Annotated in this window: 10 protein-coding genes; 7 read left to right on the top strand and 3 right to left on the bottom strand. The window is 35.3% G+C overall.

What is annotated here, in order from left to right:
- Positions 1 to 45: 45 nt before the first annotated feature.
- Entirely contained in the window at positions 46 to 402 is a 357-nt protein-coding gene (locus KF816_12435; GenBank protein ID MBX3008821.1) for a thermonuclease family protein, read from the bottom strand.
- Positions 403 to 452: 50 nt separating this feature from the next.
- Between KF816_12435 and KF816_12440 the strand changes: the two genes are divergently transcribed.
- Positions 453 to 1001 carry a hypothetical protein gene (locus tag KF816_12440; GenBank protein ID MBX3008822.1) on the top strand — a complete coding sequence of 183 codons (549 nt, stop codon included), beginning with the start codon at positions 453 to 455 and terminating at the stop codon, positions 999 to 1001.
- A 1-nt stretch (position 1002) separates the two neighbouring features.
- Here the strand turns inward: KF816_12440 and KF816_12445 are convergent, their stop codons facing one another.
- Positions 1003 to 3048 carry a bifunctional 3-deoxy-7-phosphoheptulonate synthase/chorismate mutase gene (locus KF816_12445; GenBank protein MBX3008823.1) on the bottom strand — a complete coding sequence of 682 codons (2046 nt, stop codon included), beginning with the start codon at positions 3046 to 3048 and terminating at the stop codon, positions 1003 to 1005.
- A 180-nt stretch (positions 3049 to 3228) separates the two neighbouring features.
- Here KF816_12445 and KF816_12450 point away from each other — a divergent pair, with 180 nt between their 5' ends.
- The 6 genes from KF816_12450 to KF816_12475 are packed head-to-tail and all read left to right on the top strand — an operon-like array spanning position 3229 to position 10328.
- Positions 3229 to 4137, top strand: a complete 909-nt coding sequence (locus KF816_12450) for a 4Fe-4S dicluster domain-containing protein (protein ID MBX3008824.1) — start codon at positions 3229 to 3231, stop codon at positions 4135 to 4137.
- Position 4138: 1 nt separating this feature from the next.
- Entirely contained in the window at positions 4139 to 5377 is a 1239-nt protein-coding gene (gene hybB, locus KF816_12455) for a Ni/Fe-hydrogenase cytochrome b subunit (protein ID MBX3008825.1), read from the top strand.
- Positions 5374 to 6513 (top strand): cytochrome c3 family protein, encoded by a 1140-nt coding sequence (locus KF816_12460; GenBank protein MBX3008826.1) that lies wholly within the window; start codon positions 5374 to 5376, stop codon positions 6511 to 6513. Before hybB ends, KF816_12460 begins: the two co-directional genes overlap by 4 nt.
- A gap of 1 nt (position 6514) precedes the next feature.
- Positions 6515 to 8368 (top strand): HAMP domain-containing protein, encoded by a 1854-nt coding sequence (locus KF816_12465; GenBank protein ID MBX3008827.1) that lies wholly within the window; start codon positions 6515 to 6517, stop codon positions 8366 to 8368.
- A 1-nt stretch (position 8369) separates the two neighbouring features.
- Positions 8370 to 9158, top strand: coding sequence for a response regulator (locus KF816_12470; protein MBX3008828.1), 789 nt, complete (start codon positions 8370 to 8372; stop codon positions 9156 to 9158).
- Positions 9159 to 9176: 18 nt separating this feature from the next.
- Positions 9177 to 10328, top strand: a complete 1152-nt coding sequence (locus KF816_12475) for a response regulator (GenBank protein ID MBX3008829.1) — start codon at positions 9177 to 9179, stop codon at positions 10326 to 10328.
- Positions 10329 to 10595: 267 nt separating this feature from the next.
- Here KF816_12475 and KF816_12480 read toward each other — a convergent pair whose 3' ends face one another.
- Positions 10596 to 13625 carry a prolyl oligopeptidase family serine peptidase gene (locus tag KF816_12480; protein MBX3008830.1) on the bottom strand — a complete coding sequence of 1010 codons (3030 nt, stop codon included), beginning with the start codon at positions 13623 to 13625 and terminating at the stop codon, positions 10596 to 10598.
- Between the last annotated feature and the right edge of the window lie 57 nt (positions 13626 to 13682).

Here is a 13682-nt window from a genome sequence, read left to right on the forward strand (position 1 = left end):
AAGATTTCCACAACTTCACAATTATAAATTGTCAATTATCAATTTTTAATACTGCTGATAAACCGCAAATCCTTTTTCTACCAAAAGATCATTAATGTTCATCATTTCACCATGCTCATCATTTAGAAATATTTCACCAAGATATCTTCCATATTTTTCATTTTTATCTTTGAGCGTGGCAAGGATAACATCTTTTCCTAATATCTTTTCCCTTAAAAAATCTCTTGATAATATTCCCTTCTCTTTTTCATTACCTTTAACTTCGGGAGCGTTGATGCGGTTTAGCCTTACCTTTTCCCCTTTAATGAATGTATGGAGTCCAAGATCAATTTCAACAGTACAAGTGTCGCCATCATAAACTTCAGTAACTTTTGCTTTGTAGTGATAAAGATAATTTTTCATTTTTACCCCGACTTATTTTATTTTAATGCTTAAATAATTGGCAAAATAAAATGAAAATATTCCCGATACAAGTAGTAATTATGTTGTTATTGTTAAGCTATAAAGTTAACGCCCAATTTACGGTTAGCAATATTGGTGCAGGAATTACTGCCGGTAACTTTAAGGGCAATTCAACTTCAATATTTGGTATGGGCGGGACGGTTTCGCTCGATGTGTTACCCTGGTTTTCCGATGTAATATTTATAAGACCATCATTCATGATCACTAGAAAAGCAGAATATTTTTTCCCTGAAAATAGAACTTACAGATATTATCCTTTTATTAAAGTAGTTGCGATAGAAGGAGTAATACAACAATACTTAACTAAATCAATTTTTATTGAGGAAAGTGCCGGATTCATTTATCTAAATGATAGAACATTTAGCGACACAAACATATGGGATATAGGAATTACATTCTCTGTAATCGGTGGTATTGATACCAGAGCCGGTGACGATTCTGGTTTTACTCTGGGAGCCGGGGTTAATTACGGAGTTACCTTTTCCGGAACCAACGCTAGTTTTGTATTGATGAAATTACAAACTCAATATTACTTTTAATTTATTTTTGTAGCTGATAAAGTTCTTTCATCATCTCTTCAAATTGATCGAAGTATAAAGATTGCTCACCGTCGCTCAACGCTTTTGGTGGATCCGGATGAAATTCAATCATAACGCCATGAGCCCCAACCACTTTTGCGGCTTTAGCCAATGGTACAACTTTATCTCGCTGACCCACAGCATGTGAAGGATCAACAATAATTGGTAGATGACTTAATTCTTTTAAAACTAAGACCGCGCTCAAATCAAGAGTATTTCTTGTTGCTGTCTCAAAAGTCCTTATTCCTCGCTCGCAAAGAATTACCTGTCTATTGCCTTGTGCTAAAATATATTCAGCGGAATTAAGCCATTCATCTATTGACGACATTAATCCACGTTTTAATAGAACCGGTCTATGCACCTTTCCAACTTCTTTTAATAGAGCAAAATTTTGCATGTTACGAGCACCAATCTGAAGTATATCTGAAGTCTTTGCGACTTCAATAACATGTTCGGTATCCATAACCTCTGTAATTACTGGCATATCGTAATATTTACCCGCTTCAACTAAATTATTGAGAGCTTCTAATCCGCCGCCTTGATAGCTATACGGAGAAGTTCTTGGTTTAAAACATCCGCCTCTTAAAATTTGAGCGCCATGCTCTTTTGCTTCTTGAGCGCAATTCATTATCATATCTTTATTTTCTACCGAACATGGACCCGCCATGACTACAAAGCCATTACCACCAATTTCCACACCTCTAACTTTGATAATTGTATCTTCTGATTTATAATCTCTGCTAGCAAGTTTATAGCTTTTAGATTTTTTACTTATAGCAACAACTTTATTTTCTCCCCCCTTTTTATTTTTAACATCTTCTTCTGCAATAATTTTTGGAAAATCAAATTTTGTTTTTTCAAGCGATTGCGCTGGATAAGTACCCAACACTTTCATGAACCGGGTGTGCTGTCCAAGTTCATCAAAAACAGATTGAACTAATTCACTATTTATATTTCCCTCAAAATCCAGGTAAAACATTTCTTCCCAAGGATTACCAATTATTGGTCTCGATTCAAGTTTAGTAAGGTTTACATTATACTTTCGAAAAACGGAAAGAGCTTCTACCAATGAACCGGGTGTATGTGATGTTGCCATTACAATTGAGGTTTTGCATCTCACTCTGTCATCAACTTCAATTGGCTTTCTGGCTGCAATCAAAAAGCGGGTAAAATTTTCTGATTGATTGGCTATGTTTCTTTCTAAAATCTTTAGCTTATAAAGTTTAGCGGCTTCCTCACTTGCTATTGCCGCATAGGCGGGATTCCCATCCTCTTTTACTTTAACGACAGACATTGCTGTATCGGCAAAATATTCAATTGCTGCACCCGGTATATTTTCTAAAAATTTACTACACTGAGCTGCAGCCTGATAATGAGCATATATTTTTTTAATTTTTCTATAAGGTATATCATCAAGGGCAACTAAACAATGTTTTACCTGAAACTTTTCTTCCCCAACAATTGAGAGAGTTGTATGAACCAGTAAATCGTAAACTTCATTAATTCCCCCTGAAGTCGTATTTTCAATTGGTAATATCGCATAATCAGCTTCCCCTTTTTCAGCGGCTTCAACAACTTCATCGAATCTCTTTTTATATATACTATGTAAATCATAATTATTGAGTGAAAAGAACTTTTTGGCGGCAAGATAGCTGTATGAACCTTCAATTCCCTGGAAAGCGATTTTGATAGTTCTTCTCTTATCCGATTTTTGATTCAGTCTTGCTTGAACGAAGCTTTGTTGAATTCTAACCGAGTCATCAATAATTTCATAAAAAACTTTTGTGAGAAAATGGGTGTCCAAACCGGCTTTCTTCCCAGCCTTAATTAATCTTTCGAGTAAATCGGCTTCCCTTTTTGGGTCACGGATGGGACTTTGAGAAGTCTCCTTGGCAATACCAATATCCTTGCTCAAGAGTCTCCTTTCGGCGAGTAATTTTATCAATCCACTATCAATTTTATTGATTTTTTCGCGTAAAACCGCGATATCCTTTTTGCGCTGTGCCATATTATTTACTAATCGTGATTTGGTGCGCAAAGATAAACTTTTTTATTAAAAATTATAAGCAGTTTAAAATTTCATTTATAATTTGACAAGAATGCCCATTTAAATTAATTTTAAGAAGACGTTAATATCTAAGATATCAAGTACCGTTATCTAATTTAACTCCCATTTAAGGAGAGATTTATGAAAGAAATATCCCGACGAAATTTTTTAAAGTTTGCCGGAGTTAGCTCTGCAACAGTTTTAGCCGCTGGTGATAAACCGGTGAAAGCGGCTCCAAAAAATATTTTAGCCGATAATCGAATGGGCGCTTTAGTTGATACAACAACTTGTATTGGGTGCCGCAAATGTGAATGGGCTTGTAAAACTGCTCACGATATGCCAACCCCTTCTATCGATACCTATGCTGATCGAATGGTCTTTAATAAGATGAGAAGACCCGATGATACGGCATTAACGATAGTAAATGAATATAAAAATGATGCTGCAAATCAATTCCCAATTAACGTAAAATTTCAATGTATGCATTGTGATAGACCAGCGTGTGTTTCGGCTTGTATTGTTGGGGCATTTACAAAAGAGGAAAATGGTGCAGTAATATGGGACACCGATAAATGTATTGGATGTCGTTATTGCATGGTTGCCTGCCCATTCCAAATTCCTGCTTTCGAATTTTCTGAAGTATTGAAACCCGATATAAAAAAATGTGACTTCTGTTTTGATAGAACCCAGCAAGGTTTAATACCTGCCTGCTCTGAAATTTGCCCGATGGAGGTTATCACTTATGGCAGAAGAAAAGATTTAATTGATGCCGCACATCAAAAAATTAAAAATTATCCCGATCGATATTTAAATCATGTATTTGGTGAAGAAGAAGTGGGAGGCACATCATGGTTGTATTTGGCTTCAAAAGATTTCAATAAAATAGGATTCCCAAAATTAGGAAAAGATCCAGCCCCCGGAGTTAGTGAAGCTATTCAACATGGAATTTTTGCATATTTCGTTCCTCCAATTGCACTTTATGCTTTATTAGGTGGGGTGATGTGGATTAATAAAAACAAAAAAATCTCAGATGAAGAGAAGGAGTTGTAAAATGGAACACATGAGAGCAACTCCCCTCAAAAGAAAATACTTTACACCAACTGTTATTTTTCTTAGTGCGTTGGCGCTTAATGGATTAATTTTCTTACTAGCACGATTTGTTTTTGGAATAGGCGCTGTTACCAATTTAACTAATGAGAATCCTTGGGGAATTTGGATTGGTATTGATGTCGCCGCCGGTGTTGCCCTTGCGGCTGGTGGATTTACTACTGCCGCGCTTGGTCATATTATGCACAAAGATCAATATCACGCAATTATTCGCCCTGCGTTATTAACCGCCGCACTAGGCTATACATTTGTTGCCGTTAGTGTAATGATAGATTTAGGAAGACCCTATTTTATTTGGCATCCATTATTAATGTGGAATGGCAATTCGGTTCTCTTTGAAGTTGGCATCTGTGTAATGATTTATTTAACCGTACTCTATATTGAATTTTTACCGATTGTAACGGAACGATTTATTGGAAGAGTTAATCTTCCCGGGTTCTTGAAATCATACAATAGTTTTGTTGATAAGATGCTTAGATTGTTAGATAAAGGACTTGAAAAAACAATGTTCATTTTTATTATTGCCGGTGTGGTACTATCTTGTTTACACCAATCATCATTAGGTACATTAATGGTTATTGCCGGACCTAAAATGCACCCATTATGGCAAACTCCAATTTTACCTTTGTTATTCTTATTGTCGGCAGTTGCAGTTGGTTTACCAATGGTAATTATGGAATCACTTGTTACATCAAAATCGTTTGGGTTAAAACCTGAGACACACATTCTGAGAGATCTCGCAAATATGGTTGCTCCTTTGCTCGGAATTTATCTTGCATTTAAAATTGGTGACATTGTAATTCGCCAAACATTCGTTTATCTAACCGAAATTACTCCGGAAAGCGTAATGTTTACAATTGAATTATTATTTGGGGCAATTATCCCTCTACGAATGTTGTTATCTCCAAAAGTAACAAAATCGGAAACCGGTCTTTTTATAGCATCTTTCCTTATTGTTATTGGAGTTCTACTTAATAGAATGAATAACTTTTTAATAGCATACACACCTCCATATCAGTTTAATTCATATTTCCCATCAATTGGAGAGATTTCAGTTACACTTGGATTTATAGCACTAGAAATATTATTCTTCCGATGGATGGTAATGATTTTCCCAATTGTGAGCGTACCAGAAGTTGTAGCTCCGAAAGCCAAATATTCAATAAAAGGAGCCATAAAATGAGATTAAAATCATTTGTTATAATTTTATTTATTTGTGGAATTTTATCAGCTCAACAAAAAGGGCTTCAAAATCATGCTTCACAAAAATTGAATTGCAGTACTTGCCATGCATGTGAAATACCTACAAAAGAAAACCCATGCTTGAAAGCATGCCCTCGTGAAGTAATGAGTACAATTGATCAGAAACCGGAAGAGGGTCCAAACATACTTGTTATTGATAAATTGAAACCAAAAAATGATTTATATAAGCCGGTAAGATTTACACACCGTTTGCATTCGGAAATGGCCGAAATGTCGGGCGGATGCCAGATGTGTCATCATTATAATCCTCCTGGAAAAGTAATTGGATGCAGTGATTGCCATGAAGTAAACAGAAAAAGAAATGATGTTAGCAAACCAGATTTAAAAGGTGCATTTCACCGTCAGTGTATGGATTGCCATCGTTCATGGAGTGGAAAGGTTGAATGCGTAAGTTGCCATGGATTAAACTCAGATAAATCGGCAAAAGCAACTACAGTAACGAAAGCAGAGAGCGCATCGAAGCGCACTCATCCTCAAATTATTCAACCCAAAGTGATAACTTTCAAAACTCCGAAAGCCAATCCGAAAACCGTTAATTTTTCACACGATGCTCATACCGGATTATTTGGGCTCGACTGCCAGCAATGTCACTCCAATGAGAGCTGTGTGAAATGTCATGATCAGAAACCAAAGCAATCTTCCGAAGCAAGAAGTTTGAATGCAAAACATTTATCATGTTCAAAATGTCATGATACAAATACAAAAACAAATTGTAATTTATGCCATAATAATAAAACTTCAACCGATTTTAATCATAAAGCGAGAACAGGCTTTGATCTTTCATCATATCATAATAAATTAACTTGTTTAAGATGTCACACAACAAAAGGAAAATTCACCGGACTCAACAGTAGTTGCGAATCTTGCCATGGGATTTGGACAAGCGCAAACTTCGACCATAAAAAGACGGGATTGGAATTGGATGATATTCATGCCGAACTTGAATGTTCTGATTGCCATCAAGAGAAGAATTTTCAAAAACCGGTTTGTAGTAATTGTCATGAAGATTTTTCGTACCCTAAAAATTTACCGGGAAGAATTTTAAGAAAGAAATAAAATGTTTAGAAAAATTGGCTTGAAATTAATATTAGTCGTGAGTTTAACAGCAATTGTAATAATTGGAGTTTACTCATATATAAATGTAAAAGCTCAAAGTGATGTTTTACAAGCCGAAATTGAACGACACGGAAATGAATTGAGTGAGATACTTAAATCAAGTATTCACCAGCAGATGATGTACAACCAAAGAGAACATTTAAGAGAAACAATTAAATCGGTAGGTACAAATTACGCAATAAAAGATATCCGCATTCTTAACAAAGTTGGTGAGATTATTCACTCACCTCATGCGGAAGATATTGGCAAAATGGTTGATAAAGATGCCGAGAGTTGTTACGCGTGTCATGCGGCAAATGAACCATTAGAAAGACTAACAATAAAAGAGAGGACTCGGATTTTTAAGATGCACACCGATTCTTCACGTATTCTTGGTATAATTAATCCAATCTATAATGAAAAATCATGTTATGAAGCGGAGTGTCATGCCCATCCAGAAAGCGCTACTGTTTTGGGTGTACTCGATTTAACAATTCCTTTAGATGAAGTTGACAAGCAAATTAGAGAAAATGAAAAAAGAGAAGTGATATTTGCCCTTATCGCAATTACAGGTATTGGTTTTATAATTGGCTTCTTTGTAAAAAGATGGGTTGATTATCCAGTTAAAGAATTAGTTAAGGCAACCGATCAGGTATCGGCAGGAAATTTGAATTATAGAATAAAAAACTTGGGATCCGATGAGCTAGGCAGGCTTTCCACTTCTTTTAATAACATGACCAAAAATCTGAGTGAAATGAGAGAGCAGTTATTTCAATCGGATAAGTTGGCTTCACTTGGTCAATTAGCCGCTGGAGTAGCTCATGAAATTAATAATCCTTTAACAGGCGTTTTAACATACAGCAGTTTTCTATTAAAGAGAACAAAAGACAATCCTGAAATGCAGGAAGACCTGAAAGTTATTGTTCGTGAAACTATGCGAAGTAGGGAAATTGTGAAGGGCTTACTCGACTTTGCCCGTCAATCTACTCCTAAAAAAATGCCGATTGATTTAAATGAAGTTATTGAAAGATCAATATTAGTAGCTAATAACCAACTGAAAATAAATCACATACAGCTAGCTAAGGAACTGGATTCTGAACTACCTAAACTCACAGCTGATGCTAATCAATTAGAACAAGTATTTATCAATCTTCTTGTAAATGCTATCGACGCTATTAAAAGTAATGGTAAAATTACAATTAAAACATCATTACTAAGTCTATCGCCAAAAGGAATTACTCATATTAAAAAAGCTGTTTGTGGAAAGACTCATAGCTTGATGGATTCAAATTATAAAATTGGTGGTATGTCTTCAATAAAACTAAAAATTCGCTCTAATGGTAATGAGGGATTTGCCCATCTCGATCCACTGTATGGAAGCGGACGACACTACTTTGGTATTACAAAAGATAAAAATAATATTCAGCTCTCCTGTCCAACATGCGATACAAGTCTAATTGATAAAAGCAAAAACTGCCCCGAATGCGGCGGTCCGATTTACAAAATACATGTCCCAGAAAAAGGATTTATTGAAGGATGTGCTTCATTTAAAGATAACTGGCAAGTTTGGGAACACGTTGAATTTGGCGGACAGAAAAAATTTATTGAAATAAAAGTTAGTGATAATGGCTCAGGAATACCGGCTGAAAACCTAAGCAAAATTTTTGATCCATTTTTCTCAACTAAAGGACAGAAAGGGACAGGTTTGGGTTTGTCTGTTATTTGGGGTATTATAGATAACCATAACGGAACTATAAATGTAGAAAGTGAAATTGATAAAGGAACAACTTTTTCAATTCGGCTACCGCAGGCTTAATATGAGCGATTATAAGAATATATTAATTATTGATGATGAGGATGTAGTAATAGATTCCATTAAAAAAGTGCTGGAATTAGAAAAACTAACCAGCGATTCGGCTCATGATGCTGAAACCGGAATAAAGCTTGCATCACAAAATAATTATGATCTTATTATTTGCGATATTATGCTTCCCGCAATGGATGGTTTCGAATTTCTATTGAGTCTTAATGCATACAAAATCTCAACACCTGTAATTATGACTACAGGATATTCAACTTTAGAAAACGCCATTAAATCTATTTACTATGGCGCTATTAATTTTATTCCTAAACCATTTACAATTGATGAAGTTATTAGCGCGGTAAAACGTGGTATGATTTATTCACGACTTAAAAAAGAAAATTTTACAAAAAATGGAGCCCCATTAGTAACATGCCCTGCCCCATTTTATAGATTGGGCTGTACCAGCTGGATTAAAAACGAGGGAGATGGGACAGTCAAAGTTGGTGCAACCAGCGTGTATTTGGAAACAGTTGATCCAATTCATAAAATTGAATTTTTGACGAGTGGAGAATTATTAGTCCAGGCAATTTCGATGGCCAATTTTTATTCGAATGAAGATGTTGTGCATCCAATTTTATCCCCAATCAGTGGTAGAATAGTAACCATAAATGAAAAATTAATTCAAAATAAATTACTTATCGAGAAAGACCCCTACTTCGAAGGATGGATTTACTCGATTATACCTAATGAACTGGATTACGAACTAAACCAGTTGATACCATGCAGTTCCGACAGAAAATAAAACACAAGGAGAATAGATATGCCTCTTTTAATTTTAGCAGTAGTTATTTTTATTATCGCTGATATCATTATTCGATATACGATAAAAAGAATAACCGAAAATAAAGTTCGAAAAGAAAGAGAAGAAATCCTTAATGAAAGTGTAACAATTGCTCCCTCAAGAGATGCAGTTTCTCTAAAAAGAGTTGAAGTTCCAAATCCGAAAGCTAAAATATTGTGTGTTGATGATGAAGATGTGATCCTCGATAGCTTTCGTAAAATTCTGGTACTCGACGGTTATTCTGTTGATACTGTAAATACTGGCGCTGAAGCTCTTGGGTTAATAAAAACACATCACTATGATTTCTGTTTCACCGATTTAAAAATGCCTGAAATGGGTGGTGTTGAAGTAGCTAAATCTGTAAAACATCTTCGCCCCGATATTGATGTAGTAATTATAACCGGCTACGCAACCGTTGAGACTGCAGTTGACTGTATGAAACTTGGCGCAATGGACTATGTTCAAAAACCATTTACAGAAGATGAATTGCTTGAGTTTGTAAAAACTATTGTTGTTAAAAGGCAGGATAGAATTCAGAAACAATTGAAACCGAGAGTTCATGTAACTCACATGATTGAATCTGAGAATGTAAATATTGGAGAGTTTATTATTCCCGGTGGAGTATTTATTTCTGAAGGACACACATGGGCGGCAGTTTCTCAGGATGGCGATGTTAAAATTGGGATTGATGATTTCGCTCAAAAACTTGTTGGTAATATTGATGATCTTGATTTTCCAAACTTGGGTATGACAGTAGAAAAAGGTCAACCGCTATTTAGGATTAAACAGGGTAAGAGATCAATTCAATTCAATTCACCAATAAGCGGTTATGTATCAAAAGTAAATACCGATTTAGGTGATGATGTTTCGGCTTTGAAGTATACAACGTACGACAAAAATTGGATATGTGTAATTGATGCCAACAAACTAGATTCCGAATTACCCCAATTAAAAATTGGTAAGAATGCTGTTTCGTTTTATCAGGATGAAATAGACCGATACATTACTAAAATTAAGGAGTATGTAAAACAGGAAGATTCAAAAGAAACTTTTGATATGTATTGGGGACAGATAGAAAATTTAGATGAAAAAGAGTGGTATATAGTAACCGGAGATTTTTTTAGTAAATAATTTTTTTGAGCTCCCCCTCTTTTAAACGAGGGGGATTCTCAATCCAACATCATCCCATCCAAAAACCTTTTCGATGCGAAACTCCTAATACTGAATGACAATCAGGGCAAAAGTAGATGTAACGTTTACCAAATGTAGTCATCAATTCACGGAAAAATACTCTTAGTAATTGCTTTTTGCAGTGTGGGCATACCGGATTAATTTCTTCATGTTCTTCTGTTGGAATCATATTCATTCTCCCTAATAATTATTTATTGTTGCCAACCGCTATTCAGTTTTCCGAATGGACATATCATTAACTCCCTGATGCACAATTAAATTCTCAACAACTCCCTTCTCATTTCTAAAGAAAGTAATCAGAATATCTACCCCATCAATAAAATATTCAACCTCGTTTATAGGCAGTAGCTGAATTGTATTCCCATCGGGAGTAGTGGCCATGAGTTTATTATTATCTATGAAAACTTTAATATTTATACCTGGTTGAATTTCATATTTCCCCGAATAGGATTCATAAACACGTTGGTCAATTGTGGGCAGGTTATCAATAGTTGTCTTCAAATCGGGCAATACTTTTATTACAGGAGAAACCTTTCGTATTTCAGGATCTCCCAGCTCTAATAAATTACTATTTATCTGCCAATTATAATCGAACAATCCTTTAGCGATGTAAAGTTTATCCTTCTCCCTGCCAACAATTCCATCTTGAATAACAAAATCAAATTGATTACTCGCACCATTATAAAAATACATTCCCTTGCCCGATGTTGCACCAATTACACTTACGTATCTTTCAGAATTTAGAGGGTGGGGATAAATCATTTGAACAGAAGCGTTTTCAGCAAGAAAAGATTTACCGGTAATTTTAATTATATTTTCAGAAATCTTTAAAGGTATTTTATTACCCATTTTTTTAGTTACCAAGTTAGCTTTGGAATCGCCATAGAGAATTAGAGAGTACTTTTTCATATCCTCATCATTCAATTCATAATCATTAAAAACTCTTGGTTCATATTTCTGCCATTCTTTCCACCCCCTCACAAAATCCATCGCTTTCTGTCGGCACATCTTTACCATTAGAGAATCTTCTGAAATAGTACCAATAATAACCGCAAAAGGGGTGGTAGATAAATCTGACACAGGTCCCTCAATTTTAGGGGTTTTAAATATTTTTAATGGATTATAGTTTTCTGCCCTAAGCGATATTTTGCCATTGTTGATTTTAGTATCTCTTATATCATTAATATTCCATATAACTTTTACAGGTTTCTCAGGATCAATTAAAGTAGAAGATGGAGAGAGTTCTATATCTAAAACATTTTTAGTTGATAAACGAATTGTATTATTAATTAAAATTTCCGCTTCCACTTCAATAAATGAATAAGGATTTTCCCGTTGAAGGACTTTTACCCAATGGGCAGATGCAGATTTAAGATAACCTGATCGAACTCGGACTACTTTAGGATGTGCAATTCTCTCATGCTTCAAAAACCAGGGCATTAGTTGATCAATATAGGGCATTCCTTCGTGCCCGAACCCAGGCAGCTCGTGATAGCGAATATCATAACCCCATCTTTGAAGCATATTAGCTGCATACCTCGAATGTCTAACATCAACAGCCAAATCAATATCACCATGAGAAACAAAGACCGGAGTTGTTAACAACGCATCGGCTTGAGCAAAATTACTATTCCTTTCATTTATAAAACGTTCCCTCTCAGTTAATTTTGCTATTTGATTTTCATTCATGCTAACATGATAATCCCAGCCTCCATACACAGGTGCGATAGCCGCGAATAATTCAGGATTTCTAGTTCCAACATTCCATGTTCCGCCGCCTCCCATCGATTCACCTTTCAAATAAATTCTATCTTCATCTACATTAAATAATTCTTTAGCCATTTCAATACACTTCAATACATCCAGTTCTCCGATTCCATTATAACTTGTATTTCCTCTTCCATGCGGTTCAATATTAATTACAGGATATCTATCAACCAAATCGGTATGTCTTTGATCAATTGACCACCATTTCACGTAAACCGGATTAGCGCCATTGTAACCATGAAGATTTATTACAAGGGGCCATTTTTTATTTGGATCATATTCTAATGGTAGATAAGCCCGACAGAATTGGGGAGTGTTATCGATCTCATCAAGATAAGCTAAGCGAACAAACCCATTAGGACGCACGCTGGCATTTTTAACTTTTGTATTTAGTTTTAACTCTTCATATTCAAGTAACGGTGAATAGATTCTTGAAATGAGTGATGAATCAACTTTATCTAAATCCTTACCCAGCTTGTCGTATATCATCTCTGAAAGCATTACATGTATTAATTCATCGGATGAAGTTGGATTATTCGGTACACTTGCAATTATTTTTTTTGCGGCAGAAATTGCATCTCCTTTATACCAATAGAGATAATTAGTTATTATTTCTCCTTTGGTGTCGTGACTTCTAAAACAAATATCATAAGCTCCATCATTCCATTTTGAAGTATTGAAGGATACTTGTTCCCCTCTTCTCGCTGTTTTTTCAATTACAATTTTTCCTCCGGCCGTAACTACCTTAACGTTCACATTAATTTTTTGAATTTCGGGATTGAGCGATCGATCGGTTTTAATAATTAGCTCATCATTATTGTCGGAAATTATTGAGGGGGATAACTTAAAATTGTGAGCGAGTGAGAATTTATCCGGTTCAATAATTCTGAAAACAAAACCCCAGGTCCATCCGCCATGAACTGATTTTAACAGTATTGAGTTATCACCTTTATTCATGTCAACTTCAATTTGACGATTCTCGGAAGCTGTATAATCATTTCTACTTTCATAAACTAGTTTACCGTTAATCCAGACTTTATTATTCACATTGTGACCAAATGAAATAACTACTTTTCCATCAACCGGTCGACTAATTTTTGCAAACGCGTATGCCGCTTTCATATTAAAATCTAAACCATTCAGCGCGGCAAAGAAATTAACATAATTGTAAGGTGAGCTATATTTCTTCCAAACTAATTTGGAACCGGTAGGGGTAGTGTGCGTCATCTCCTCTGTCGGTTCGATACTAATTTCTCCTCCATTCTCACGGAGAAAATCGGTATCAATTCCTTTTCCATCTTGATTTGGGAATCCGCCAATTATCAACCAATCTCTCAAATAATCTCCTGTCGCGGTTGCCCAGGGAAGTCGCATTTCATTTTTAAGTGAGGGTTGTGCTATTATGATTGTGTGAAGAAAACAAAACGAGGCAATAATTAATAATACTTTAGCTCTAGAATATTTTTGCATGGGAAGATCTCCTCATGGATTATTACAGAAGCAGTAATCATTTATTGTTAATTAAAA

This window comes from Melioribacteraceae bacterium (assembly GCA_019638015.1).
GTDB lineage: Bacteria > Bacteroidota > Ignavibacteria > Ignavibacteriales > Melioribacteraceae > JAHBUP01.